The organism is Mesorhizobium sp. M6A.T.Cr.TU.016.01.1.1 (assembly GCF_003952585.1).
Lineage (GTDB): Bacteria > Pseudomonadota > Alphaproteobacteria > Rhizobiales > Rhizobiaceae > Mesorhizobium > Mesorhizobium mediterraneum.
The window spans coordinates 2,985,001-3,010,449 of the sequence record NZ_CP034452.1 but is presented as its reverse complement, the minus strand read 5'-3'; the positions used below and the strand labels follow the sequence as shown (position 1 = coordinate 3,010,449).

20 protein-coding genes, 1 tRNA gene and 2 rRNA genes (1 of these 23 only partly in view) are annotated in these 25,449 nt (G+C 62.4%); 8 read left to right on the top strand and 15 right to left on the bottom strand.

The window, feature by feature from the left end; translation table 11 throughout:
• Window positions 1-47: 47 nt before the first annotated feature.
• From EJ075_RS14535 to EJ075_RS14510, 6 genes are all read left to right on the top strand, one after another.
• Window positions 48-830 carry a DeoR/GlpR family DNA-binding transcription regulator gene (locus EJ075_RS14535; protein ID WP_126104809.1) on the top strand — a complete coding sequence of 261 codons (783 nt, stop codon included), beginning with the start codon at window positions 48-50 and terminating at the stop codon, window positions 828-830.
• A complete protein-coding gene (locus EJ075_RS14530) occupies window positions 827-2,206 on the top strand; it encodes an FGGY-family carbohydrate kinase (protein WP_126104808.1) in 1,380 nt (459 codons plus the stop codon). The genes EJ075_RS14535 and EJ075_RS14530 overlap by 4 nt, the downstream gene beginning before the upstream one ends.
• Window positions 2,203-3,747 (top strand): sugar ABC transporter ATP-binding protein, encoded by a 1,545-nt coding sequence (locus tag EJ075_RS14525; RefSeq protein WP_126104807.1) that lies wholly within the window; start codon window positions 2,203-2,205, stop codon window positions 3,745-3,747. The genes EJ075_RS14530 and EJ075_RS14525 overlap by 4 nt, the downstream gene beginning before the upstream one ends.
• Window positions 3,744-4,742: a ribose ABC transporter permease gene (locus EJ075_RS14520; RefSeq protein ID WP_126104806.1), complete on the top strand. Its 999-nt coding sequence runs from the start codon at window positions 3,744-3,746 to the stop codon at window positions 4,740-4,742. Before EJ075_RS14525 ends, EJ075_RS14520 begins: the two co-directional genes overlap by 4 nt.
• Before the next feature lie 77 nt (window positions 4,743-4,819).
• Complete coding sequence (locus tag EJ075_RS14515) at window positions 4,820-5,758, top strand: ABC transporter substrate-binding protein (RefSeq protein ID WP_126104805.1); 939 nt, start codon at window positions 4,820-4,822, stop codon at window positions 5,756-5,758.
• Between the two features lie 104 nt (window positions 5,759-5,862).
• Window positions 5,863-6,786, top strand: a complete 924-nt coding sequence (locus EJ075_RS14510) for a sugar phosphate isomerase/epimerase (protein ID WP_126104804.1) — start codon at window positions 5,863-5,865, stop codon at window positions 6,784-6,786.
• Here the strand turns inward: EJ075_RS14510 and EJ075_RS14505 are convergent.
• The 12 genes from EJ075_RS14505 to uxuA all read right to left on the bottom strand — a co-directional run bounded on the left by EJ075_RS14505 (window position 6,739) and on the right by uxuA (window position 20,072).
• Complete coding sequence (locus EJ075_RS14505; RefSeq protein WP_126104803.1) at window positions 6,739-7,434, bottom strand: SMP-30/gluconolactonase/LRE family protein; 696 nt, start codon at window positions 7,432-7,434, stop codon at window positions 6,739-6,741. The two genes, EJ075_RS14510 and EJ075_RS14505, sit on opposite strands and share 48 nt — an antisense overlap.
• 7 nt (window positions 7,435-7,441) lie before the next feature.
• Entirely contained in the window at window positions 7,442-9,208 is a 1,767-nt protein-coding gene (locus EJ075_RS14500; RefSeq protein ID WP_245458154.1) for a CoA-transferase, read from the bottom strand.
• Entirely contained in the window at window positions 9,205-9,990 is a 786-nt protein-coding gene (locus EJ075_RS14495; RefSeq protein ID WP_126104802.1) for an enoyl-CoA hydratase/isomerase family protein, read from the bottom strand. Before EJ075_RS14495 ends, EJ075_RS14500 begins: the two co-directional genes overlap by 4 nt.
• A gap of 2 nt (window positions 9,991-9,992) precedes the next feature.
• A complete protein-coding gene (locus EJ075_RS14490; RefSeq protein ID WP_126104801.1) occupies window positions 9,993-11,198 on the bottom strand; it encodes a CaiB/BaiF CoA-transferase family protein in 1,206 nt (401 codons plus the stop codon).
• Window positions 11,199-11,219: 21 nt separating this feature from the next.
• Window positions 11,220-12,005, bottom strand: coding sequence for an SDR family oxidoreductase (locus EJ075_RS14485; protein WP_126104800.1), 786 nt, complete (start codon window positions 12,003-12,005; stop codon window positions 11,220-11,222).
• Window position 12,006: 1 nt separating this feature from the next.
• Complete coding sequence (locus EJ075_RS14480; protein ID WP_126104799.1) at window positions 12,007-13,002, bottom strand: ABC transporter permease; 996 nt, start codon at window positions 13,000-13,002, stop codon at window positions 12,007-12,009.
• A 63-nt stretch (window positions 13,003-13,065) separates the two neighbouring features.
• Window positions 13,066-14,598, bottom strand: a complete 1,533-nt coding sequence (locus EJ075_RS14475; RefSeq protein ID WP_126104798.1) for a sugar ABC transporter ATP-binding protein — start codon at window positions 14,596-14,598, stop codon at window positions 13,066-13,068.
• The gene (locus EJ075_RS14470) at window positions 14,588-15,571 is read right to left on the bottom strand and encodes an ABC transporter permease (protein ID WP_126104797.1); all 984 of its coding nucleotides are present in this window, start codon (window positions 15,569-15,571) and stop codon (window positions 14,588-14,590) included. The genes EJ075_RS14475 and EJ075_RS14470 overlap by 11 nt, the downstream gene beginning before the upstream one ends.
• A 139-nt stretch (window positions 15,572-15,710) precedes the next feature.
• On the bottom strand, window positions 15,711-16,742 hold the full coding sequence (locus tag EJ075_RS14465) for a sugar ABC transporter substrate-binding protein (RefSeq protein ID WP_126104796.1): 1,032 nt from the start codon (window positions 16,740-16,742) through the stop codon (window positions 15,711-15,713).
• Window positions 16,743-16,767: 25 nt separating this feature from the next.
• The gene (locus EJ075_RS14460) at window positions 16,768-17,619 is read right to left on the bottom strand and encodes an IclR family transcriptional regulator (RefSeq protein ID WP_126104795.1); all 852 of its coding nucleotides are present in this window, start codon (window positions 17,617-17,619) and stop codon (window positions 16,768-16,770) included.
• A complete protein-coding gene (locus EJ075_RS14455; protein ID WP_126104794.1) occupies window positions 17,619-18,767 on the bottom strand; it encodes an extracellular solute-binding protein in 1,149 nt (382 codons plus the stop codon). Before EJ075_RS14455 ends, EJ075_RS14460 begins: the two co-directional genes overlap by 1 nt.
• Before the next feature lie 120 nt (window positions 18,768-18,887).
• On the bottom strand, window positions 18,888-20,072 hold the full coding sequence (gene uxuA / locus EJ075_RS14450) for a mannonate dehydratase (RefSeq protein ID WP_126104793.1): 1,185 nt from the start codon (window positions 20,070-20,072) through the stop codon (window positions 18,888-18,890).
• Window positions 20,073-20,178: 106 nt separating this feature from the next.
• Between uxuA and EJ075_RS14445 the strand changes: the two genes are divergently transcribed.
• Together EJ075_RS14445 and ftsZ are read left to right on the top strand one after the other, a co-directional pair.
• Entirely contained in the window at window positions 20,179-20,964 is a 786-nt protein-coding gene (locus tag EJ075_RS14445; protein ID WP_126104792.1) for an SDR family oxidoreductase, read from the top strand.
• A gap of 247 nt (window positions 20,965-21,211) precedes the next feature.
• Entirely contained in the window at window positions 21,212-22,219 is a 1,008-nt protein-coding gene (gene ftsZ, locus EJ075_RS14440; protein WP_095488178.1) for a cell division protein FtsZ, read from the top strand.
• A gap of 266 nt (window positions 22,220-22,485) precedes the next feature.
• On the opposite strand, the gene EJ075_RS14435 is transcribed toward ftsZ, so the two are convergent.
• The 3 genes from EJ075_RS14435 to EJ075_RS14425 all read right to left on the bottom strand — a co-directional run.
• Window positions 22,486-22,562: transfer RNA gene (locus tag EJ075_RS14435), tRNA-Met, on the bottom strand.
• A 233-nt stretch (window positions 22,563-22,795) separates the two neighbouring features.
• Window positions 22,796-22,910 (bottom strand): 5S ribosomal RNA (rrf, locus tag EJ075_RS14430).
• A 96-nt stretch (window positions 22,911-23,006) separates the two neighbouring features.
• A 23S ribosomal RNA gene (locus tag EJ075_RS14425) occupies window positions 23,007-25,449 on the bottom strand (it continues 426 nt past the right edge of the window).

The following is a 25,449-nucleotide window of genomic DNA, read 5'->3' as shown; positions in this document are numbered from 1 at the left end:
AGTTGCACCAATTGCCGTGGCAAAATGGCATTTCGGGAGGTAAACCGTTGAGCGACTCCGGCCGCCAGCGTCAGATCGTCGAGTTGTTGCGGGATCGCCCCTTCGCCTCGGTGCGCGAGCTGCAGGAGCGGCTCGGCGTGTCGGCTGCGACGGTGCGGCGCGACATCGACAAGATCGATGAGGCCGGTGAAGCACGAAAGGTCTATGGCGGGATCTCGGCGCTCGATGGCGCTTCTCAAGCCGGCGTCGCCTATGCCAGGCCCTATGACGAAAACCGCGATCTCGCGGTCGAAGCCAAACGGCAGATCGCCGCTCTCGCCGCGACCATGGTGCGCGATGGCGACGCCGTCATCGTGCATGGCGGTTCGACCTGTTTCCATCTCGGCGCCAAGCTGGCCGACCGCAACATCCGGCTCTATACCAACTCGATGCCGCTCGTGGCTTATCTGAGCGACCACGGCCATTGCAGCCTGACCGTTGCCGGGGGTGAGCTTCATCGCGAGCCTGGCATCATCCATTCGCTCACTCAGGCCGTGCCGTTCTATGCATCAAAGTTCTTTCTTGGCGCGCAAGGCATCGGCCAGGAGGGCCTGCTGGAGTCGCATCCGCTGCTGGTCCGCTCCATCGTCGAGCTCAGCCTATGCGCCGACCAGATCGTGGTGCTGGCCGACAGCCGCAAACTGTCGATCCACGCGCGCAACGTCGCGCTGCCCTTGTCCCGCATCGGCACGCTGGTGACCGATGACGGCCTGTCCGACGCTGACGCGCGCATGCTGGAAGACGCCGGCGTCACGGTGCGGATCGCCTCTGCCTCGGGAGCCCTCCAGTGAAGGTGGCTGTCCTCGACTTCGGCAAGACCAACTCGAAGCTGTTCGTCTTCGATCAGGACGGGCGGATCCTCGACGAGCGTCGGACCCAGCCGAACTGGACACGCAAAGGCGGCTTCAGCGTGCTCGACGAGCCAGCGCTTCACGATTGGGCGGCTCGCGCCGTCGACGACGCGGTCGACAATCATGGCATAGAGGGCTTGATGGTTTCGGGCCATGGCTGCACCTTTGCGTTGGTTGACGATGCGGCGCTGACGCATCCGATCCTCGACTACGAGCAGGAGCCGCCGGCCGAGATTGCCGCGCAAATCGATCGCCGCATTCCGGATTTTGCCGAGACCTTCTCGCCGCATCTGCCGCTCGGCTTCAACTATGGCCGCCACATGCTGTGGCTGAAGGCAGTGCAGCCCGGCGCGTTTGCTGCCGCGAAATCAATCCTCGGCTATCCGCAATACTGGAGCTGGCGCTTTGGCGGCCGGGCGGCCTCGGAAGTGTCCTATCTCGGCTGTCACTCGCATCTGTGGGCGCCGCGCAAGCGCGATTTCTCGTCGCTGGTCGACGCCGAGGGTTGGCGCGGCCAGATGCCGACCTTCGAGCGTGCCGGCGCGGTCATCGGCGAGCAGCGCTTCGGCGATAAAGCGCGGCCGATCGCCATCCACAACGGCGTCCATGACAGCAATGCGGCGCTCTATGCCTATCGCAGGCAGGAGCTTGGCCCGGTCACAGTCGTCTCGACCGGCACCTGGGTCATCGTGCTCAACCCGGACTGCCCGCTCGACGCGCTCGATCGCGACCGCGACATGCTGGTCAATGTCGACGTCGACGGCGGCCCGGTGCCCACCATCCGCTTCATGGGCGGGCGTGAATTCGCTGTCATCAGCGCCGGCTGGCAAGGCGCAATCGACCGCTCCACGCTACAGCAGGTGATCGACGCCGGCATCATGGCGCTGCCCAGCTTCGCGCCAGGCGGGCCGATGCCTGGCCATCCCGGCGAACTGGTCGGGCGCACGCCCAACGCGGAGGAGCGCGCGGCCGTGGCGCTGCTCTATGTCGCGCTGATGGTCGACCTGTGTCTCGACCTGATCCATTCGAACAACACCGTGATCGTCGATGGCGGGCTGAACAGTGGTGGCCTGCTCGCCAGCCTGCTGGCGCAGCTGCGTCCCGGCCAGGCCTTCATGCAGGGCGCCACGCTGGAGGGCAGCGCCACCGGAGCGGCGGCTCTTGCGTTCGAGAGTGTTGGACGCGAGTTCGCCGCCGAGGCGCCGGAGCCTGTCCGCGCTTCAAGCTTCGCCGGGCTTGCCGGCTATCGCGACAGCTGGCGTAGTCTCGCCACCGACCGAGGCGTCGCTGATGCTGCAGCGGGAGGTGCACGATGACCGCCGCGGCCCGGATCGAAACAGTGAGCCAGCCGGTGCTGGAGATGCGGCATATCTCGAAGACGTTCGGTCCGATCCGCGCCTTGCAGGATGTGTCGCTGACCGCTCACGCCGGCGAACTGCACGCGCTGATGGGCGAAAACGGCGCCGGCAAGTCGACGCTGATGAAGGTGCTATCCGGCGCCTACCGGCCGGACCCCGGCGGCGATATCTTGATCGACGGCGCGCCGGTCGCCACCGGCGACCCGATCAAGGCACGCGCCAACGGCATTGCCGTCATCTATCAGGAGCTGTCGCTGGCGCCCAACCTGACGGTCGCGCAGAACATCTTCCTCGGCAACGAGCCGAGACGGTTCGGCATCGTCGACCGCGACCAGTGCAATCGGCGCGCCAACGAGATCATCGCGCGGCTCGGCGTCTCCTTCTCGGCGCGCGCGCTTGTCTCTAGCCTGTCGCTCGGCGAGCGCCAGATGGTCGAGATCGCCCGCGCGCTGTCGACCAGCGCGCGCATCATCGTCATGGACGAGCCGACGACGTCGCTGACCTCGCGCGAGACGGACAGGCTGTTCGAGGTCATTGCAACGCTGAAGTCGCAAGGCATCGCCATCATCTACATCAGCCACCGCATGGAAGAGGTCTACCAGCTTGCCGACCGCGTCAGCGTGCTGCGCGACAGCGGCTATGTCGGCACGCTCGATCGCGCCGATCTGAACGCCTCGCGCCTCGTCTCGATGATGGTTGGCCGCGACCTATCCGCCTTCTACAAGAAGGATCACCGCCCGCCGGACAGCAAGCGCGCGATCGCGCTATCAGTGCAGGGCATGTCGGACGGCAATCTTTTGAAGGACTGTTCCTTCGACCTGCACAAGGGCGAGGTGCTGGCGCTGGCGGGCCTGGTCGGCTCGGGCCGCACCGAGCTCGCGCGGCTGATCTTCGGCGCCGACAAGCACACATCAGGCACGCTGGAGCTCGACGGCAAGCCGATAGCCATCGGCTCGCCGCGCGAGGCGCTGGATGCCGGCATTGCCTATCTCACCGAAGACCGCAAGGAGCTCGGCCTGTTCCTAGACATGTCGATTTCCGACAATATCAGCATGGGCGTGCTCGCAAGGGACGCGCGGGCCGGAGGCTTGCGCGACTTCGCCACGGCCGAAAGGCGCGCCGCCAAGGCCGTTTCCGACCTCTCCATCCGCACCAGATCGGTGCAGGCCAATGCCGGCTCGCTGTCGGGCGGCAACCAGCAGAAGGTGCTGCTGGCCCGCCTGCTCGAGACCGAGCCCCGGGTCCTCATCCTCGACGAGCCAACCCGCGGTGTCGATGTCGGGGCGAAGTCGGAAATCTACCGGCTGATCGACGATCTCGCCAAGAAGGGCATCGCCATCCTGATGATCTCCAGCGAACTGCCGGAGGTGATCGGCGTCGCCGACCGCGTGCTGGTGATGCGCGACGGCACCATCGCTGGCGAGGTGACGTCATCCGAAGGCCAGCCGCTCAGTCAGGAGGCAATCATGGAACTTGCAACGGGAGCGGCCAAGGGATGATCGACAAGGCAACCGAGATGAGCGCCGGCGACCAGGCTGTCGGCAGGAGCCGGCGGCTGCGCACCGCCTTCGCCGCCCTTGGCATGCTGCCGGTCCTGATCCTTTTGGCGGCCGGCTTCCAGTTCATGAACCCGCGCTTCCTCACCGAGACCAACCTGCTGATCGTCACCCAGCAGTCGTCGATCAACATCGTGCTCGCGGCCGGCATGACCTTCGTCATCCTGACCGGCGGCATCGACCTGTCCGTCGGCGCCATCCTTGCCGCCTCGGCGATGGTGGCGGTGATGGTGTCGCTGGTGCCGGAATGGGGCATGCTCGGCGTGCCGGCAGCCATTCTGGTCGGCCTCGGCTTCGGCATCATCAACGGGCTGCTCGTCGCCTATATCAAGCTGCCGCCCTTTATCGTCACGCTGGGTTCGCTGACAGCCGTGCGCGGCGTCGCCCGCCTGCTCGGCCAGGACACCACGGTGTTCAACTCGGACCTGCCGTTCGACTTCATCGGCAACGGTTCGCTGTTCGGCATCCCCTGGCTCGTCATCATCGCTCTGTCGGTCGTGGTGCTGTCCTGGCTGGTGCTCAAGCGCACCGTGCTCGGCACCTGGATCTATGCCGTCGGCGGCAATGCCGAGGCCGCCCGCCTCACCGGCATCAAGGTGCCGCTCGTGCTGCTCTTCGTCTATGGCGTGTCTGGTCTCCTGGCCGGCCTTGGCGGCGCCATGTCGGCGGCCCGGCTCTACGCGGCCAATGGGCTGCAGCTTGGGCAGTCGTACGAACTCGACGCCATCGCCGCGGTCATTCTCGGCGGCACCAGCTTCGTCGGCGGCGTCGGCTCGATCTGGGGCACGCTGATCGGCGGCCTGATCATCGCGGTGCTCTCCAACGGGCTCATCTTGGCCGGTGTTTCGGACATCTGGCAGTACATCATCAAGGGATTGGTCATCATCGTGGCGGTCGCCCTCGACCGCTACAGGCTCCAGGCCGGAGCAAGAACGTGATTGACCTTAGTCGCCGGCGTCAACGACCCGGTTTCATGTAACGCACCGTGAGAGGCGCGGGGCATCAGGAGGAAAGAATGAAGACCATCGCTAAACTGCTCTGCGGCGTTGCCCTTGCGGCAGTCGCCATCGCACCGGCTTCGGCCAAGGATCTGAACAAGGTCGGCATCTCGGTCGGCCTGCTCGGCAACCCGTTCTTCGTCGCCACCATCAAAGGCATCGAAGACGCGGCCAAGAAGATCAACCCGAATGTCGAGGTGACGTCGGTGTCGGCCGACTACGACCTCAATAAGCAGGTCTCGCAGGTCGACTCCTTCATCGCCGCCGGCGTCGACGTGATCATGCTCAATGCCGTCGATGCCAAGGCGATCGCGCCGGCGGTGAAGAAGGCGCAGGCGGCGGGCATCGTGGTTGCCGCGTTCGACGTTTCGGCGCCGGGCGCCGACGTCACCGTGATGACCAACAACGTCAAGGCCGGCGAAGCGGCCTGCCAGTATCTGGTCGACCATACCGGCGGCAAGGGCGACTATGTCATCCTGAATGGCCCGGCATCGTCGTCGATCCTGGAGCGGGTCAAGGGCTGCAAGGACGTTCTCGCGAAGCACCCGGATATCAAGATCCTCTCCGACGACCAGAATGCCGAAGGCTCGCGCGACGGCGGCCTGAAGGTGTTCCAGTCGCTGCTGACCCGTTTCGACAAGATCGACGCGGTGTTCGCCATCAACGATCCGACGGCGATCGGCGCCCAGCTTGCGGCCAAGCAGCTCAACCGCTCGGAGTTCATCTTCACCGCGGTCGACGGCGCGCCCGACATCGAGAAGGAGCTCTCGTCCGGCACATCGATGATCAAGGCTTCGGCTTCGCAGGACCCCTATGTGATGGCTGGCCAGTCGCTGCAGATGGCGGCTGAAGTGCTTGCCGGCAAAAAGCCGGCCGAGGCGACGGTGCTGCTCGACCCGCAGCTGATCACAGCCGAGAACCTGAAGGACTACAAGGGCTGGACCGCAGCCCGCTAAGCCTCCCAAGGCTGGTGCGGCCGGGCTGACCGGCCGCACCATTTTTTGTTGAGCATCGGATTTCCACTTTTGGGTCCGATGCTCCCGCGCAACCGGAGACGATTATGTCGCGCATTGGAATCCATTCTTTCGTCTGGTCGGCAAGCTCGGCGCAAGGCGACCTCGAACGGACGCTGGCCAACACCAAAGAGGCCGGCTTCGACCTGATCGAATTCTCCTATCTCGACCCTGCCAATGTCGACATTGGCGGGCTGGCCAAGCGCATCGCCGACCTCAATCTCGGCGTGGCGATCAGCATCGGACTGCCGGCCGACGGCGACATTTCGAGCGCCGACAAGACGATTGCCGCGCGCGGCGTCGAAATCCTCAATGATACCATTTCGCTGACCCGCGATCTGGGTGGTCAGAAGGTCGCCGGCATCCTCAGCACCGGCCATGGATTGCAGACGCAGGCGCCGACGCGCGATCAATGGAACCGCAGTGCCGGAACGCTCGCCAAGGTCGCGGAGACCGCTAAGGCCGCCGGCGTCACGCTCAACCTCGAGATCGTCAATCGCTTCGAGAGCAATCTGCTCAACACCGCGGCGCAAGGGTTGGCCTTCATCGAGGACACCGGTTCCGACAATATCTTCCTGCATCTCGACAGCTTCCATATGAACATCGAGGAGGCCGATGTCGGGCTGGCCATCCGCCATGCCGCGAAGAAGATCGGCTATGTCCATATAGGCGAGAGCCATCGCGGCTTCCTCGGCACCGGCAACATCGACTTTGCCGCGATCTTCGATGCGCTGACCGCAATCGGCTATGGCGATGATCTCAGCTTCGAATCCTTCTCGTCGGAAATCGTTGACGAGAACCTGTCGAAGAAGACCGCCATCTGGCGCAATCTGTGGGCCGACAATATGGAGCTGGCCCGGCATGCACGCCGCTTCATCGCCATCGGGCTGGAGACGTCACGGCGCAAGGCCGAGCTTGTATCGTCAAGCCATCGGCCACCAGCGATAGATCCGGCTTGGCTCGTAACATGAAATGAAAAGCGAGCCGTCGGGCGCAAAAGCCACTCCGTCAGGGACATTGTGCACGCCTTCGACAACGAGCTGCCTGGCGCCAGCCGTGTCGTCAGCCAGGATCGGCACATAGCTAATGCACGCTGCATTGCTTTCCACGACATAAAGCCCGCTGCCGTCCGGTGCCATCGCCATGCCGTTGGCAAAGGCCATGGTTTCGCGGCACCACAGGCCGCCGTCGCCCGTCTTGAGGTCGTAGCGGAAGATGCCGGAGCGATTGTCTTCGCCTACGCTGTCCGACACGTAGAGCCAGCCTCGTGTCTCGTCGACGATCGGATAGTTCGGCACGCGGATGCCGGCCGAGGCGAAGCGTTCCATAAGGCCCGTCCCGGCATTCCAGTGAAAGATCGCAGAATGCTTCAAATCGCAGGCAAAACAGTTTCCCACGCTGTCGAAAGCAATACCGAGCAGAAAACCTTCCGTGCCACCCACGCGTTCGACCGAGCCGCCATCGGCGGCCAGCCGCAAGAGATCGCCGGTTTCGGTGCCGCACCAGACGGACCCGTCGCGGTGGACGGCCACGCCCTCCGGATGGGCCACGCGCGGAGTTGTGAAGATGCCGTCGAAGAAGACCCGGGCGGCGGCCATTTCAAGCAACGGCTTTGCCATGGGAGCCTCAGCCTCCTGCGGTCTGCGCGGCGATGCAGCGCTCGACCATGATGCTGTCGGCGGCAAGAATCTCGGCGATCAGCGCGCCACGCTCCTTGGCGCTGACGAATTCCAGGCGGCGCAGGCCGAGGGGATCGATCCGGTTTCGCAGGACACCAAGTGTGTCGTTCGAGGGGAGCGGAATTTCCCGGCAGTCCGCATCGAATGTCACGGGAAAACCGGTAGCATCACGGATCTGCTGCTGCGTGATCTCAGGCATGATTTCGATGACGATCAATTCCCGGCTCGACCGGTCGAGCCGAAAGACGCAAAGATCGGTGAACACCAGCGCCTCGCCGGTCCGATAGCCCATCGGCTCGCGTTCATTCTGGGTGAGCAAGCCGCGCGCCGAACTGGCGATCTCGACCGTCTCGACCAGCGACTGCACAGAATGGCGGGGAACGTAGAGCAAATAGTCGCGATGCATGTTGGCGACATCGGCCATGCCGCCCTGCCCGGGCAGCCGGATGAGGCTGCCGTCGCGCTTGCGCAGCGCGATGGTGTTGACGCGACCGCGTCGATCGACTTGCGCGGCCCCGACGATCTCATGGGTCACCGCACCGGCCTGATAGTAGGTCGAGTAGGTGTCGTCGCCACCGGCATGCGCCACTGCCATCTCGCAATCGAGGCTTTCGATCAGCGACAGGATCATCGGGCTCGGCGCTATGTCGAGATGGCCGCAACTCATCGTCGCGATGATCATATCCGGCGCGTGCGTCGCCTTGGCCAGCCGGTAGGCGACGTTGGCCAGCGGCGACACCGCGCCGGCACTGGCAAAGCTCTCATTGTCGAGCTCGGCGGCGATACGGGCGGCGATGATCTCGTCGATCGACGCTTTCTTTTCGCCCTGCGCGAGAGCGGGCATTGCGAGGGCCGTTTCGGCGCGGATTTTCGCAGCATCCTGAACCAGCTCCGGTATGCCTTCGGAAGGTAGACGCAGACTGTCGGCCAAAGGTGTTTCCCTAGACGCGAACGCCGCCGATAACGCTTGATAATCGGTGACATAGAACGGCAGGCAGGAGGCCGGATAGGCGCCGCTCGGCGCCAGCGCTATGGCCGAAACCTGGTTCCGGGTGAGAATGCTCTGGCGGCCGTCATGCCGCAGCGCCCCGACCGGAACGATTTCCTCGACCGTGACCAGCACCTGGCGCGCCGCGCCCGCCATCGCGAAGTCCAGCGCCCGCGGCCCGATGATCTGCACATTGCCGCTCTCGTCAGCGCGCTGGGCATGGACGACGAACGTGTCGAGCCACAGCGGCGGGATGAACCCGGTCTCGGTCTTGGCAACGGGATCGGGAGCGGCGAGTGCGCCCGGCACACGCGCGAGCATGTCCGAGCCCTGCGGAAGCTGAAACGGCATCGACGGCAGGTTCTGCTGCGCAGCCCGCAAGGCCTGGATCATCGCCAGCGCCGTCCAGTCGCGAACGGGCACGGCATTCGTCTCGGCAGCCGCGCGGAAACGCGGCGGCAGGCCGAAAATGTCCAGGCTGGAAAAGCAGAGGTCGATTTCCGCTACCGCATCCGCTTCGAGAAGCAACTCGAGCGGCAGCCCACCGGCCCAGCACACGTAGCGCAAATCCTTGATATCAGAGCCGGCGATGGCGCGCAGCAAGGCGATCGGCAGCCGGGCGAAATGGTGGCCGCCGACGCCGATGACGTCGCCACTTTCAACCAAAGCAGCCAGCCCTTCGACATCGGTGAAGCGCGGCCGGTTCGGCTTGACCAGGGATATCATTGCGCAGCCTTCGCCCGCGCGGCGCTTTTCTCGGCGAACGCCTTCACTCGCTGCTGGCCGATCTCGCTGCGATAAAGCCCGCCCAGAATGTCGCGTTCCATGGCGAGGCCATCGGCCAGGTCGCCCGATACGGCATGCGCCGTCAACGCTTTCAGTCCCTCGATCGCTGCAGCCGGTTCGGCGGCGATCATCTCGGCGAGTTCCAGCGCCCGCGGCATCAGCCTTTCGACGTCGACGACCTCGTTGACCAGTCCAGCGTCGATGAATTCGGAAGCCGGCACGATGGCACCGGTCATCAGCAGGAGATTGGCGCGGTTGCGGCCGAGTTTTTGGACGCTGCGCTGTGTGCCGCCGCCGCCGGGGATCAGTCCGAGTTTGATCTCCGGTAGGCCGAGTTTCGCGAACTGGTTGGCGATCACGATGTCGCAGCACAGCACCAGTTCCATGCCGCCGCCCAGCGCAAAGCCATTGACCGCCGCAATCACCGGCTTGCGGTTGTTCTCGATCGCCGCATACATGCGCGTGCCGGCGGCCTGGAAGGCGTCGAACTCGGCAGCCGTCTGGGCGGCGTATTCCTTGATGTCGGCGCCAGCCATGAAGCCGCGTCCTTCGCCGGTCACAACGATCGCACCGACATCGTCATCCCCGGACAGCGCCTCGAAAACATCGATGATCTCGCCTTGCATCAGCCGGTTCATGGCGTTGAGCTGGTCGGCGCGCCGAAAAGTGACGACCGCGACGCGACCCGAGATTTCGACCGTAAGTGTCTGATAGACGGGCATCGTCAGGCAGCGTCCACGGTCATGTCGCCGGATGCTTCCAGGGCGGCGATCTCGTCCTTCGACAGGCCGAACTCGGCCAGGATCTCGCGGCCATGCTGGCCGACCAGCGGGGCTGGCCGTTCGATGGTTGCCGGCGTCTCGCTCATCTTGACGGCCGGCGCGACCACCTTCACCTTACCGCCGCGCGGATGATCATAGCTGGTGATCATGCCCATGTGCTTGACCTGCGGATCCTCCGCCGCGCGGCGGATATCCTTCACCTCGGCGCACCAGATGTCGACTGCCAGCAGCCGCGCCAGCAGATCCTGCGTCGCAAACTTCCTGGTCTCGGCATTGACCTTCTCGAACACCTCGTCGCGCTTGTCGAACAGCGTCTTCAGATCGTCGTAGACTGCAAGCTGCGGCGCCTCCAACGTCTGATACAGCGTCTTGAACGGGCTCATGGCGATCGACAAATAGCCGCCATCCTTCGTTTCGTAGATGCCGAACGGCGCCTGCATGCCGGGATGGCCGATACCGGAATTCGGGCGCACGAAGTCCTCGCCGAGATTGAGCACGGCGACATATTCCTGGTTGAGATGCGCCAGCAGGCCGGCCAGCAAATTGACCTCGATCTTCTGGCCCTTGCCGGTCTTCTCGCGATAGTAGAGCGCCGACAATATGCCGTAGACCATGTTCATCGCGCCGATCTGGTCGGCGAGACCGGCACCCGCCGGAACAGGAGCCTGGTCACCACGGCCGGTGTTGGAGATCAGCCCGGACAGCCCCTGGATCAGCATGTCCTGGCCGGGGCGCTCGACATAAGGGCCTTCCTCACCATAGCCGGAGCCCGAGCAATAGATGATGCCGGGATTGACTGCCTTGAAGTCCTCGTAGCCATAACCGAGCTTGGCCAGCACGCCGGGGCGAAAATTCTGCACGACGACGTCGGCCTTCTTGGCCATGTCCATGACGATCGCATGCACCTTGCGGCTCTTCAGATTGAGCGCGATCGAGCGCTTGTTGCGGTTCCAGGCGAGGAAGTTCGGGCTCTCGGAGCCGCCGACCCATTTGGCGAAGAAGGTCATGCTGCGGAACATATCGCCGGCGCCGGCGCGCTCGATCTTGATGACGTCGGCGCCCATGTCGCCGAGCAGCTGCGTGGCGAATGGCCCCTGCAGCAGATGGCTGAAATCGAGGATGCGGACGCCTTCGAGGGCCTTGTTCATTTCATGTCTCGTTTCGTGTTGTCAAAGCAGATCGGGAACATAGCGCGGCGCGGCTGTGAGCCCGCCATCGACGCGCAGGTCGGTTCCGGTGGTGAAGCCGGCGGCATCCGAAGCCAGATAGACAGCGGCTTCGGCCACTTCGGAGGGCTTGCCGATGCGGCCGAGCGGATGCATCTTGACCCAGGCCTTGGCGAGATTGCCGCCGATCTCCTTGATCAGCTTATCGTTCATCGGCGTGTTGATGGTGCCCGGCGAGATCGAGTTGACGCGGATGTTGAACGGGCCGAACTCGACCGCCATCTGGCGTGTCATCGCCATCACCGCGCCCTTGGCCCCGGCATAGGCGGTCCAGCCATCGAGCCCGATATGCCCCTGCGCCGAGGCCATGTTGATGATCGAGCCCGATTTCTGCGCGATCATGTGCGGCAGAGCGTATTTGCAGCCGCGAAAAACGCTGGTCAGGTTGACTGCGATCAGCCGGTGCCATTGCTCGTCGGTCATCTCATGCACCGGCATGCCGCCGATGGCGATGGCTGCGTTGTTGACCAGCACGTCGAGATGGCCGGCCTTCTTGAAGGCCGTGTCGATGAGGTCGGCGATGTCGGCTTCCTTGGACACGTCGCAATGCAGGTAGTCGGCACGGTGGCCGGCGGCGCGCAGTTCAGCTGCGAAATGTTCACCCCTCTCGTCGGCGATGTCGCTCAGGAAGACATGCGCGCCTTCCCTTGCCATCGCCTCTGCAATCGCATGGCCGATGCCGTCGGCGGCACCCGTAATGACGGCGGTTTTCCCTTTGAGACGATCCATGTCAGCCTCCAATGATGCGCCGGCGCTTCGCTTCGTCGAAAGCGACCGCGGCAATGATGATCATGCCGGTGATGACCAGCTGCCACTCGGTCGGCAGGCCGAGCCCGCGCAGCCCGTTGGACAGGAACTGCAGGATCAGCACGCCGAGCGCCATGCCGGTCAGGCTGCCGATGCCGCCGGCAAGGCTCACCCCGCCGAGCACCGTCGCGGCAACAACCTGGAACTCGAAATTCAGTCCCGCCGTATGCTGCGCCGAGCCGACGCGGGCCGCCAGGATGATGCCGGCAACCGTCGCCAGCAGCGCGCTGATGATGAAGCAGATGAACTTGACGCGGCGCACATCATAGCCGGCGAGCCGCGCCACTTCCGGGTTTCCGCCGACGGCATAGATCTGCCGCCCGAACGGCCGGTGCTGCATCATGTAGGCGAAGGCGGCGAGCAGGACGATCGCAATCACCGCCGAATAGGGAACGACATTGAACAGGCGGCCATCCGACAGCGCGATGAAGCTGTCGAGAGCGGCATCGTCGGGGATCGCGCGCTGGCCGGTATAAAGATAGACGCCGCCGCGCATGATGAACATCGTGCCCAGGGTGACGATCAGCGAGTTGATGCCAGCATAGGCGGTGAGATAGCCATTCACCACACCGATGATCAGCCCGAACAGCAGCGCACCGCCAACGCTGAGCGCAAGCGAGTTCGTATCGTTCATGATGATGATCAGCGGCAGGGCGATGGTCGCCAGCAGCGATCCGATCGAAATGTCGACCTCGCCGGACATGAAGACGATGGCGCAGCCGATGCCGGCGGTCAGCGCCAGGGACGCCTGCCCGAGCACGTTGGTCATGTTGCGCACGGAGAAGAAATTCTCGGCGGTGAAGGAAAAGAACGCGATCACCAGGATGAGGCAGAGGAGCAGCGCCAGTTCCTGCCGCGCGAAGAGCCGCGCCAACATGGACGGCCCGGCTTTCATGGTGTCCGTGCTTGCCAGGCTCATCGCTTGCTCCCTTCGAAGGCGCCGGCCGGATGACAGGGAATGCTGCCGCGAAGCGTCATCGTCTTATCCGATCGCTGCATTGAGGATTTTCTCCTGCGTGGCATCGTCGCGCGACATGATCGCGGTGAGCCGGCCTTCGCACATCACCGCGACACGGTCGGAAAGGCCCAGCAACTCGGGCATTTCCGACGTCATCATGACAACGGCCAAGCCTTCACCGGCGAGCCGGTCGATGAGCGCGAAGATCTCCGACTTGGCGCCGACATCGATACCGCGGGTCGGCTCGTCGACGACGATCACTTTCAGGCCCCGCATCAGCCAGCGCGAGATCAGCACCTTCTGCTGATTGCCGCCGGACAGATTCTTGATCTGCTGGAACAGGCTGGGGGTCTTGATGCGGAAACGGTCGACATAGTCTTGCACCGCCTTGCGTTCCCCGGCCTTGTCGATGAAACCCATACGGGCGAAAGCGCCGAGCGAGGCGAGGCTGGCATTCTGGTACACCGGCAATTCGCCCATCAGCCCTTCGCTCTTGCGGTCTTCGGTGAGCAGGCCGATGCCGAGCCGGACGCCCGTGTGGGTGTCGTGCGGCAGCAAGCGGCGGCCGTCGACGGAAATCGTGCCGGACGTGATCGGATCGAAGCCGACAATCGCCTTGGCAAGCTCGGTTCGGCCCGCTCCCATCAAGCCAAAGAAGCCGAGGACTTCGCCGGCGTGCGCCTCGAAGGACACGTCCTTCAGCTTCTTCGCCGTGCTGAGCCCTTGCACGGAAAGGACGACCTTGCTGCCCGGCGCGCCGCGCTTGCGGGGAAACAGGCTTTCGATGCGGCGGCCGATCATGTCCTGGATCAGCGTGTCGTTGGTGTGCTCGCCGATCGGCTTGGTCGAGACGTGCCGACCGTCGCGCAGAACAGTGACCGTGTCGGCAATCTCGAAAACCTCGTCGAGCTTGTGGCTGACATAGAGCACCGCGATGCCGAGCGCGGCCAGCCGGCGGATGACGGTGAACAGCAGCGAAATCTCGTTTGGCGTCAGCGACGACGTCGGCTCGTCCATGACCACGACGCGGGCTTCGTGGGCGAGAGCGCGGGCGATCTCGACCATCTGCTGCTGGCTGACCGGCAGAGACCCGGTCCGCGCCGCCGGATCGACGTTGAAGCCGATGCGGTTGAACAGCGCGGCGGAATCGGCGCGGATTTTCCTCCAGTCGATGGAGCCGCCCTTGCCGGTCGGATAACCATCGAGGAAGATGTTCTCGGCGACGGTGAATTCGGAGATCAGCGCGATCTCCTGGAACACGACCTTGATGCCTTCTTTCAGGCTGTCGCGCGGCGACTTGATGTCTAGCTCGCGACCGTGCATGCGGATGGTGCCGGCATCCTTGCCGTAGACCCCGGCCATGATCTTGATGAGCGTCGACTTGCCGGCGCCGTTCTCACCCATCAAGGCGTGGATCTTGCCGGGCTCTAGGGTGAGGTCGACATTGTCCAGCGCCACCACGCCCGGAAAGCGTTTATCGATGCCGCGCATCTCAAGCGCCGGCATGCTTGTGTCGACGGCCGCGCCTTCGCCGGGGTGAAGGAAATCAACGGACATTGGCTCTGTTCCGGATGATGTCGAGATAGGTTGCCAGAATGATGACCACGCCGGGCACCACCATCTGCAGGTCCTGGTTCCAGCCCAGGATGATGATGCCGTTGTCGATCACCTTCAGCACCAGAACGCCGAGCAGCGTGCCGAACAGCGATCCGTGCCCGCCAAGCAGGCTGGTGCCGCCAAGGATGACAGCGGCGATCACCGTCAGCTCGAAGCCGCGTCCGGCGGTCGGCTGACCCGCATTCATCAGCGACGACAGGATCATGCCGGCAACCCCGACGCACAGGCCGGTGACGACGAAGGCGAATAGCTTCAGGCGTTCCGAGCGCACTCCGGAAAGACGAACCGCACGCTCATTGGCGCCGACCGCATAGAGGTAACGGCCAAGCGTGGTGAAGCGCAGCGTCACGGCTGCGATGGCGAAGATGGCCACGGCGATGACGACGGGCAGCGGGATCGCGCCGATGTAGCCGGCACCGAGATCGGTGAAGCTGACCAGCCGGTGATGGTTCTGCACGGCCTCACGGGTGAACAGGTAGACGCCGCCCTGCAGCATCATCATCGTGCCGATGGTGGCGATCAGCGAGTTCACCTTGAGCCTGGTGACGACCAGACCGTTGAACAGGCCGACCCCGCCGGCAAAGGCGAGCGCTGCCAGCATGCCGAGCGCGAGGCTGTGCGTCGAATTGAGTACCGCCATGCCGATACAGCCGACAAAAGCGAGCGACGCCCCGACCGAGAGATCAACCTCAGCAGTGATGATCAGCATGGTCATGCCCGAGGCCACGATCAGCACCAGCGCGCATTGGCGCAAGATGGCGATGATATTGGCCTCGGAATAGAACTGTGGAGCCGCGATCGAGATGGCGATGCAGAGCACGGCAAGGATGATCGCCAGCACGAGCTGGCTGCTGCCCAGCAGCTGGCCGCCGATGAAACGCCTTGGCGCGGAAGATTGCGTAAGCTCGCTCATTTCCATTTCATTTCCGGGGCGGCATCGGGTGCCGTCGCCAATTGGAAACCTGCCGCCTAAACCGGGCGGTTGACCTGTTTTGTCGGCGGCATCCGATCCGCTGCCCTTCCCGCTCGGCGGGAAGGGCGATTTTGGGATCCTACTTCTTCAAGTCGGCGGAGGTTTTCATGCACTTTTCCGGCGGCTGAAGCGCGTTGACGGCATCCCATTTGATCGTCCGGACAGTGCCGTCGTAATCGTAGTACTTCTTCCAATCGTCGCCGTTCATCGGCGCGGTCGGGCTGACGATGTGCTCGGGCACCTCTTCGCCGTTGAACAGCTTCACTGCGGCATCGATGGCGGTGTAGCCTTCCTTTTCCGGGAACATCGCGGCTTCGATGCGGTAGGACGGCTCGTTCTGTATCGCATTGATGAAGGCAAGGCCTTCGCCACCCGTGCCGACCGTCAACAAATTATCCTGCGACTTGCCGGCCGCTTTCCAGGCCTGCAGGCCGCCCAGCGACGAGGAATCGTTGATGCCATAGATGATGTTGATGTCGGCGTTCTTGGCAAGCGCCGCCGAAGACACTTCGAGCGCGCGGTCAGGATTGCCGCCGCCGTCGAGATCGTGGACCATGACCGCGTCAGGGATGATGGTCTTCAGGCCGTCCATGAAACCTTGCGAACGCAGGACGGTGGCAGACAGGAGCGGCAGGCCGACATTCATCACCTGGGCTTTGCCGCCGAGCTTTTCCTTGGCGTATTTGCCTGCTTCGACGCCAGCCGTGTAGCCGGTATCATAGTCGCAGATCGCGACCATGGTCGTCATGCCCTTGACCGGATTGCCTTCCAGAACGACGGGGACGTCGTTGGATTTCGCCTGGCGCAGCAGCGGCACGACGCCCTCTTCGTTGACAGGCGTGACAATCAGCACGTCGACGCCCTTGGCCATGAAGTCTTCCGCGGCAGAAACCTGCTTGGCGATGTCGAGATTGGCGTCCTGCACCTCGAGTTCGATGCCGAGTTCCTTGGCGCGAGACTGCATGCCCTTGATGACATTCTGATACCACTCATGGGTGGCGTAGTTGGTGACGTAGCCGATGCGCTTCGGCATGTTTTCGGCCTGCGCGGCAGCGGCGCTCAGGGCCAGCGCGGCCGCCGAGGCAAACAGGATTGATTTGGACCAATTCATCTTCTTCTCCCTATTTATCATCTTTTTAGTTGCTGAACGGATAGTCCCGCCGTTCCGGGTCGGCACGTGACGAAGCGATGATTTCACCTGCGCCCAGCGCCGCCGATATCGTCTCGGCTGCCGCTTTCGTCCGTTCGAAGACGGTTTCGCGATCGAAGCGCGCGGCTTTCTGTGGCAGGAACGGGACGGTGAGCGCGGCAATGACCGCGCCGGTGTGATCGCGCACCGGCATTGAGACGTTGGTGCAGGCCTCGACGGCAAGCGAGGGGCGCATCTCATAGCCGAGCCTTGCGACCTCGTTCAGCCGCGCTTCGATTTCCGCCCGCGTGCCCTGCCCCTCGCCGGCGGCCACAATCCGCTCGACGATGCGGTCGCGCTCGGCCTGGTTCGAATGTGCGAGCAGCACTGCGCCGGAGCTCGTTTCTAGGATCGGGAAATGCGAGCCGAGCGCGACCGAGTAGCGCATCGGCAAAGGCGAATCGATCTGCAACACCACCAGCGCGCTCTCGCCTTCGCGAACAACCAGATGGCAGCTTTGATCGGTATTGGCCGAGAGCTCGCGCATCACCGGCAGCGCGCATTCGACCAACCGGTTTACCGGCGGATGCATATGCGCCAGCTCGAACAGTTTTAGCGAAAGGCGGAAGCGGTCGGATTGCGTCCGGAAGATGTAGCCGCGCTTCTCCAGCAGAAGCAGGATGCGGTATATCTCATGGATGGAGCGCCCCAGGCCGGCGGCGATCTCGGTCTGGGTCAGCGGCTCGGCACTGGACGCCATGAACTCCAGGACATCGAGCGCCTTTTCCACCGCAGGCACGCGATAGCCGTTGCGGCCGCTTTCGCCTTCTTCGACGATCTGGGCTATGTCGGCGGCCATTATGCGACGCTCCGTTCCGGTTGGCCTCGTCTGGTCTCGCGGTAGAGGCGGTTCAGCCGATCCGCGAGTTCGGTCGCGGGCATGCCGCCGGCGATGGCAGCGGCCGCATGCGGAGCGCATTCGCGGAAAAAGGTGATGAAGCCCGGATGTGTCGGGCGCAGGTAGGACGCTTCGATCGTCGCAAGCGTCGAGCTGAAGAAATTGCCGGAAAGATCGTTGACTTCGGCGTCCTTCCACGCCGCCAGCGATCCCGGCTGTCCGCCTGACTTCACATAGTCGCCGCGCTGGTAGCCGGGCGAGCATAGGAAAAGCGCGTAGTCGATTGCCGCCCGTTTGTGTTTCGATTGGGCGCTGACCCCGATGCCGGCACCACCGAGCAAGGCGCCAGCGGATCGCGGGGTCGGCACATCGGCGAAACGCAGATACGGCCTGTCGGCCTTCGAGGCATAGTTCACATAGCCGAAGGCGAACGGCACATAGACCACATCGTCATGCGCGATCATGTGGTTATAGCAGCGGATCGGATTCCATTTCGACGAATTCGGATGCGACAGCTCGGCAAGCTGGCGCAACTGCGCGACAGCCTGCTCGACCTTGTCCCTTGCAATGAACTCCTCGCCGTTCTCCTGCGGATGGCCGAGCGTCAAGAGCAGGCACATGGCGTCCGTCGGCACGAACGGCAGGCCAAGCCACTTGCCGTCCTTGCGCACGCGACGGCCAAGCTCCAGCACCTCTTCATGAGTAGTGGGCACCGCTGCGTAGCGCTCCAGGAGATCCGGGCGATAGGAGGCGACCTGGCAGGCGGCATCGATCGGCAGTGCCCACTGGCGGCCGTTCCGTGCATAGGATCGCCAGGACGCGCCGACCGAGTCGTGCTCGAAGAAGCGGCGCTGCTCCACCGACAAATAGCCGTCGAACGGCACCATCAACTCGCCGTCGGCGATGTCGCCGATAAAGGGATGATCGAATACGATCAGATCGTAGGTGCCTAGCACCGGACCAAGCACGCCCTCGCCGAACTCGTAGAGACTGCGGCGGTCCCATTCGATTTCCAGACCGGGATTGTCGGAGCAGTACGTCTCGATGCTGGCGTCGAGCGGACCCCAGCAGCGTCGATGATCCCACGCCAGACCGCGCAGCCTTGTCATTCCTGAAAAATTCCTCCCGAACCGGGCGCTAGCCCGATCCGAGATTACTAGCAGGTATTTTTACCTGCGCAAGACATTTTCACATAGGAAAACTACGTTTGGGCTTCCTGTTTGGCGATCTCAGGCCAGCCCAAAACGCTCCACGGCGCGCATGATGCCGCGCAGTTCGGCGAGGCCCTTCAGGCGGCCGATCAATGAGTAGCCGGGGTTGATCCTGGTCTTGCCGATATCGTCGGCGAGCAGATGGCCATGATCGGGACGCATCGGAATCCGCCAGTCGGCGCGACCTTCCCTGCGACGGCGCGTCTCTTCCTGCATCAAAGCGAGGATGACATGCGCCATGTCGGTGCCGCCCTCCAGATGCTCGGCCTCATAGAAGGAGCCGTCATCCTCGATGGTTACATTGCGCAGATGGACGAAATGGATCCGGTCGGCGAATTCCTTGACCATGCCGACAATGTCGTTGTCGGCGCGCGTACCGTAGGAGGCGGTGCAGAACGTCAGCCCATTGGCCGGGCTGTCGACGGCGTTAAGGATGAAACGCGCGTCCTCGGCGGTCGAAACGATCCGTGGCAAGCCATAGAGCGAGAATGGCGGGTCGTCGGGATGGATGCACATGCGCACTCCCTCCTGCTCGGCCACCGGAATGATCTCGCGCAAAAACCAGGCAAGATTGTCGCGCAACTCCTTCGGCCCGATCGAGTCATATTCCGCCAATGCCTCGCGAAAGCCTTCGCGATTATAGCTGCGCTCGGTCGCCGGCAGGCCGGCAATGAGATTGCGCTCTATCCTGTCGATCTGCTCGTCGCTCAGTTCCTTCAGTCGCGATTCCGCCTCGGCGATACGGGCGGCGCTGTAGCCGGCCTCGGCATTCCTGCGCTTCAGCACAAACAGGTCATAGGCGGCGAAATCGATCGCATCGAAACGCAGCGCATAACCCGTTGTCGGAAGCCGATAGGCCAGATCCGTGCGGGTCCAGTCGACCACGGGCATGAAATTGTAGCAGATCGTCGCAATGCCGGCCTTGGCGAGCGCACGGATCGTGTCCTTGTAGAAGCCGGCATAGCGAAGCCGTTCCGCCGAGCCGATCTTGATCGAGTTGTGAACGGGAATGCTCTCGACGACCGACCAGGTCAGCCCTGCCGCCTCGATGATCCGCTTGCGCTCCAAAATGCTGTCGAGCGGCCAGGCACGCCCGTCATATATGTCGTGCAGGGCCGTCACCACGCCTGTCGCAGCTGCCTGCTTAACATGATCGAGCGTCACCGGATCGTCCGGTCCATACCAGCGCCAGCACTGTTCCATTGAGACTTTCCCTTTGCGATAAAAACAGAACAGAAAGGTATTGTTGGGCCACAATGGAAGTCAAACTAAAGCCGGCTTCCGACGACCAATGAAGGAGTTTTCCGCAATGAAGGATTTCGACGGCAAGATCGCTCTGGTGACGGGGACGACCGGGATCGGCCTGGCAACAGCCCGACGTCTTGCGGCAGGGGGTGCTGCGATCATCGCTTGCGGCATCGACCGCGCGGCCAACGCAGCGATGACGGCGGAACTGGACAGATCCGGCGCCGGGGCGCTGGTCATGGCCGTCGACGTCTCGGTGCCGGATCAGGTTCGCGACGCGGTCGCGGCCGGTGTCGAGCGGTTCGGCGGCCTCGATATCATCGTCAATTCCGCGGCGGTCCATCCATATGGAACCGCTGTCAGCACCGATTTCGACACCTGGAACCAGGCGATGTCAGTCAATGTCGGCTCGATCTACCTGACCGCGCATTTCGGCATCCCGGAAATGATCAAGCGGGGCGGCGGCGCCATTGTCAACGTGGCTTCGGTGCAGGGCTTTGCCTGCCAGCAGAACGTCGCCGCCTATGCCACGACCAAGGGTGCCATCCACACATTGACGCGCTCTCTGGCGCTCGACTACGCACGCTCCGGCATTCGCGTCAATTCCGTCAGCCCTGGCTCGATCCGCTCGCCAATCCTGGAAAAGGCGGCCCGCGGCGAGAATGGCACCGATGCCGATGTCGAGGCCGCCTACAGGCGCTTCGGCGAAGCCCACCCCATCGGACGCATCGGCGAGCCGGAGGAAGTGGCGGAACTCATCGCCTTTCTGTGTTCGTCGAAAGCCGGGTTCTGCACCGGTGCGGACTACCGGATCGACGGAGGCCTGACGGCCGGCATCGGCGTGAAGTAGAACAGGAAGATCGCCCCGGCCCTACCCAGAGACGCTGACATCAGACAACTTTCGAAGCACTGACGGCGAACCAATGGCGCGTAACATGCGCGAGTTTGCATAGTACACTTGCAGCCGAGTCAACCGTCTGATTCCCTTAGGCACGCTGGGCTGTCCTGATTCGCTCACTGTCCAAAGTCTTGGAGTGCGTCGGGAACAAGCCTTCCACCGACCCCTGCGCTTGCGCATTCAACGGGAGAGACGGCAAATGAACACTGCAACGAGGCCGGTAATCTCCGAGATGAGGCCCAAAATATCCGTCATCGGAGTTGGCGGCGGTGGCGGCAATGCCATCAACAACATGATCGCCGAAGGCTTGCAGGGCACCGAATTTATCGTTGCCAACACCGATGCTCAGGCGCTCACCATGTCGAAGGCAACGCGGCTGATCCAATTGGGAGCTCACGTGACGGAGGGCCTGGGTGCAGGATCGCTGCCCGAAGTTGGCCATGCCGCTGCCGTGGAATCGATCGACGAAATCATGGACCATCTCGCGGGAACGCATATGTGTTTCGTGACCGCAGGCATGGGAGGCGGAACTGGAACCGGTGCGGCACCGGTCATAGCGCAGGCCGCGCGCAACGCGGGAATACTGACGGTGGCCGTCGTCACCAAGCCGTTCGTGTTCGAAGGGAACCGTCGAATGCATGCGGCCAATGAGGGCATCGAGCGGCTCCGCGAGAGCGCCGATACCGTCATCGTCATCCCGAACCAGAACCTCTTCAGGATCGCCGATGCCAAGACGACGTTCGCGGACGCGTTCGCCATGGCGGACCGCGTCCTCTACGCGGGCGTCGGCTGCATCACCGATCTCATCGTCAAGGAAGGGCTGATCAATCTCGACTTCGCCGATGTGAAGTCGGTGATGCGCGATATGGGTCGCGCGATGATGGGCACCGGCGAAGCCACCGGGGAGGACCGCGCCAGGAAGGCGGCCGAGGCGGCAATCGCAAACCCGCTTCTCGACGAAGCGTCCATGATGGGCGCCAAGGGCGTCCTTGTCTCGATATCAGGCGGCACTGATATGACGCTGTTCGAGGTCGACGAAGCTGCCACCCGCATACGCGAGGAGGTCGACGCCGACGCCGATATCATCGTCGGCGCCATTTTCGACAAGGCGCTCGCAGGAAAATTCAGGGTGTCGGTCGTTGCGACGGGATTGCGGCGAGGGCTTGAGATACCGCTGATGGCGGGGTCGGAAAACCGTGTGAATTGAGCGACGCCCTTATGGCAGCACCGCGGCAGGTTTCGACTAAGGGTCCGCAGCTCTGAGACCGCCGACGGACGGCGGACGGGCGGGCTTGCCCAAACCGCAATTGTTGCGGGATGAGCTGCGGGTTAAATTGTCGATTCTGTCTGCGCGACTCTACCGTTGAATTGGAACGCCTGCTCAGCGCTCATGCGCCGGCCGCGTGAACAGGGTCTCGACCGTGCCGGGCCGCAAACGCAAAACGGCCCGCGCGATGCGGGCCGTTTTTGATTTGGTTGCGGGGACAGGATTTGAACCTGTGACCTTCAGGTTATGAGCCTGACGAGCTACCGGGCTGCTCCACCCCGCGTCAACTTAACGGCGAATGCCGGCCGGGCAGCCCGGACTTGTTGGTTTGTCCGTCCTCAAGGCCTTGGCCTTTGTGGGCGGACGGGTGCTGCTCCACCCCGCGTCAACTTTTGAAACAAGTCAGCGCTTAGTTGGTTCCGCCAAATGAAAGGGCCGCTTGCGCGGCCCGAGCTCCCGTATGGCGGGCCTGTTATGTAAGGAGAAGATTGGATTTTTGCGACGTGCGTTTTGCAGACCTGGCAGCGACCTACTCTCCCGCGTCTTGAGACGAAGTACCATCAGCGCTGGAGCGTTTCACGGCCGAGTTCGGAATGGGATCGGGTGCAGCCGCTCCGCCATAACCACCAGGTCGGCAAAGCGCACGTTGCTCGAGAAGCTGTTTTCTGTGCCATCCATCTCGGCGCAATCCAAAGGATTGCGCTGGTGATGGGCATAAGGAATGAGAACGATCAAGCCGATCGAACTATTAGTACCGGTAAGCTTCAAGCGTTGCCGCTCTTCCACACCCGGCCTATCAACGTGGTCGTCTTCCACGGTTCTCAGGGAATACTCGTTTTAAGGTGGGTTTCCCGCTTAGATGCCTTCAGCGGTTATCCCGTCCGGATATAGCTACCCTGCTATGCGGCTGGCGCCACAACAGGTCCACCAGAGATCCGTCCATCCCGGTCCTCTCGTACTAGGGACAGATCCTTTCAATATTCCTACACCCACGGCAGATAGGGACCGAACTGTCTCACGACGTTCTGAACCCAACTCACGTACCGCTTTAAATGGCGAACAGCCATACCCTTGGGACCTGCTCCAGCCCCAGGATGCGATGAGTCGACATCGAGGTGCCAAACAACCCCGTCGATATGGACTCTTGGGGGTCATCAGCCTGTTATCCCCGGCGTACCTTTTATCCGTTGAGCGATGGCCCTTCCACGCGGGACCACCGGATCACTATGACCGACTTTCGTCTCTGCTCGACTTGTCAGTCTCGCAGTCAGGCAGGCTTATGCCATTGCACTCAGCGAACGATTTCCGACCGTTCTGAGCCCACCATCGCGCGCCTCCGTTACTCTTTAGGAGGCGACCGCCCCAGTCAAACTACCCACCATACATTGTCCCGGACCCGGATAACGGGCCGCGGTTAGACATCCATAGTGATAAGGGTGGTATTTCAAGGGTGGCTCCACCTGAGCTGGCGCCCAGGTTTCAAAGCCTACCACCTATCCTACACATGCCACTACGAATGCCAATGTAAAGCTATAGTAAAGGTGCACGGGGTCTTTCCGTCTAACCGCAGGAACCCCGCATCTTCACGGGGAATTCAATTTCACTGAGTCTATGCTGGAGACAGCGGGGAAGTCGTTACGCCATTCGTGCAGGTCGGAACTTACCCGACAAGGAATTTCGCTACCTTAGGACCGTTATAGTTACGGCCGCCGTTTACTGGGGCTTCGATTCAGAGCTTGCACCCCTCCTCTTAACCTTCCAGCACCGGGCAGGCGTCAGACCCTATACGTCGTCTTGCGACTTCGCAGAGCCCTGTGTTTTTGATAAACAGTCGCTACCCCCTGGTCTGTGCCACCCTCCTCCACTTGCGTGGAAAAGGGTCACGCTTCTTCCGAAGTTACGCGTGCAATTTGCCGAGTTCCTTCAGCATAGTTCTCTCAAGCGCCTTGGTATACTCTACCAGTCCACCAGTGTCGGTTTCGGGTACGGTCTATAAGGAGGAGCTATTTCCTGGAACCACGCAGCAGCCCGTTCAATCCGATAAGATTGGACTACCTCAATGATCCGTCACTTCCTCCAGGCCCACGAATATTAACGTGGTTCCCATCGTCTACGCATTTCTGCCTCGACTTAGGGGCCGGCTAACCCTGCTCAGATTAGCTTTAAGCAGGAACCCTTGGACTTTCGGCGGGGGAGTCTCTCACTCCCCTTACGTTACTCATGTCAGCATTCGCACTTCTGATACCTCCACCACCCCTCACGGGTATGGCTTCATCAGCTTACAGAACGCTCCGCTACCGCTCGTGATTGCTCACGAACCCTAAGCTTCGGTGTATGGCTTGAGCCCCGTTACATTTTCGGCGCAAAGACCCTTATTTAGACCAGTGAGCTGTTACGCTTTCTTTAAATGATGGCTGCTTCTAAGCCAACATCCTGGTTGTTTTGGGATCCTCACATCCTTTCCCACTTAGCCATAACTTGGGGACCTTAGCTGTAGGTCAGGGTTGTTTCCCTTTTCACGACGGACGTTAGCACCCGCCGTGTGTCTGCCGACTAGTACTCCCAGGTATTCGGAGTTTGGTTAGGTTTGGTAATCCGGTGAGGACCCCTAGCCCATCCAGTGCTCTACCCCCTGGGGTATTCGGTCGACGCTCTACCTAAATAGATTTCGCGGAGAACCAGCTATTTCCGAGTTTGATTGGCCTTTCACCCCTAGCCACAAGTCATCCCGAACTATTGCAACAGTTATGGGTTCGGTCCTCCAGTAAGTGTTACCTTACCTTCAACCTGCTCATGGCTAGATCACTCGGTTTCGGGTCTAATGCGACGAACTGAACGCCCTGTTCAGACTCGCTTTCGCTGCGCCTACACCTAGCGGTTTAAGCTTGCTCGTCACACTAAGTCGCTGACCCATTATACAAAAGGTACGTGGTCACCCAGGACGAACCTTGGACTCCCACTGTTTGTAGGCAATCGGTTTCAGGTACTCTTTCACTCCCCTTGTCGGGGTGCTTTTCACCTTTCCCTCACGGTACTAGTTCGCTATCGGTCATGCACGAGTACTTAGGCTTGGAGGGTGGTCCCCCCAATTTCAGACAGGATTTCACGTGTCCCGCCTTACTCGAGGACGATGATTTGCATTACGCGTACGGGGCTGTCACCCACTATGG

What these genes read in the sequence shown, in the direction of transcription:
- EJ075_RS14490 (WP_126104801.1), bottom strand. Translation starts at nt 11,198, where the DNA reads ATGAACAAGGCCCTCGAAGGCGTCCGCATCCTCGATTTCAGCCATCTG.
- EJ075_RS14515 (WP_126104805.1), top strand. Translation starts at nt 4,820, where the DNA reads ATGAAGACCATCGCTAAACTGCTCTGCGGCGTTGCCCTTGCGGCAGTC.
- ftsZ (WP_095488178.1), top strand. Translation starts at nt 21,212, where the DNA reads ATGAACACTGCAACGAGGCCGGTAATCTCCGAGATGAGGCCCAAAATA.
- EJ075_RS14465 (WP_126104796.1), bottom strand. Translation starts at nt 16,742, where the DNA reads ATGAATTGGTCCAAATCAATCCTGTTTGCCTCGGCGGCCGCGCTGGCC.
- EJ075_RS14475 (WP_126104798.1), bottom strand. Translation starts at nt 14,598, where the DNA reads ATGTCCGTTGATTTCCTTCACCCCGGCGAAGGCGCGGCCGTCGACACA.
- EJ075_RS14505 (WP_126104803.1), bottom strand. Translation starts at nt 7,434, where the DNA reads ATGGCAAAGCCGTTGCTTGAAATGGCCGCCGCCCGGGTCTTCTTCGAC.
- EJ075_RS14445 (WP_126104792.1), top strand. Translation starts at nt 20,179, where the DNA reads ATGAAGGATTTCGACGGCAAGATCGCTCTGGTGACGGGGACGACCGGG.
- EJ075_RS14485 (WP_126104800.1), bottom strand. Translation starts at nt 12,005, where the DNA reads ATGGATCGTCTCAAAGGGAAAACCGCCGTCATTACGGGTGCCGCCGAC.
- EJ075_RS14460 (WP_126104795.1), bottom strand. Translation starts at nt 17,619, where the DNA reads ATGGCCGCCGACATAGCCCAGATCGTCGAAGAAGGCGAAAGCGGCCGC.
- uxuA (WP_126104793.1), bottom strand. Translation starts at nt 20,072, where the DNA reads ATGGAACAGTGCTGGCGCTGGTATGGACCGGACGATCCGGTGACGCTC.
- EJ075_RS14495 (WP_126104802.1), bottom strand. Translation starts at nt 9,990, where the DNA reads ATGCCCGTCTATCAGACACTTACGGTCGAAATCTCGGGTCGCGTCGCG.
- EJ075_RS14525 (WP_126104807.1), top strand. Translation starts at nt 2,203, where the DNA reads ATGACCGCCGCGGCCCGGATCGAAACAGTGAGCCAGCCGGTGCTGGAG.
- EJ075_RS14480 (WP_126104799.1), bottom strand. Translation starts at nt 13,002, where the DNA reads ATGAGCCTGGCAAGCACGGACACCATGAAAGCCGGGCCGTCCATGTTG.
- EJ075_RS14510 (WP_126104804.1), top strand. Translation starts at nt 5,863, where the DNA reads ATGTCGCGCATTGGAATCCATTCTTTCGTCTGGTCGGCAAGCTCGGCG.
- EJ075_RS14520 (WP_126104806.1), top strand. Translation starts at nt 3,744, where the DNA reads ATGATCGACAAGGCAACCGAGATGAGCGCCGGCGACCAGGCTGTCGGC.
- EJ075_RS14470 (WP_126104797.1), bottom strand. Translation starts at nt 15,571, where the DNA reads ATGAGCGAGCTTACGCAATCTTCCGCGCCAAGGCGTTTCATCGGCGGC.
- EJ075_RS14500 (WP_245458154.1), bottom strand. Translation starts at nt 9,208, where the DNA reads ATGATATCCCTGGTCAAGCCGAACCGGCCGCGCTTCACCGATGTCGAA.
- EJ075_RS14455 (WP_126104794.1), bottom strand. Translation starts at nt 18,767, where the DNA reads ATGACAAGGCTGCGCGGTCTGGCGTGGGATCATCGACGCTGCTGGGGT.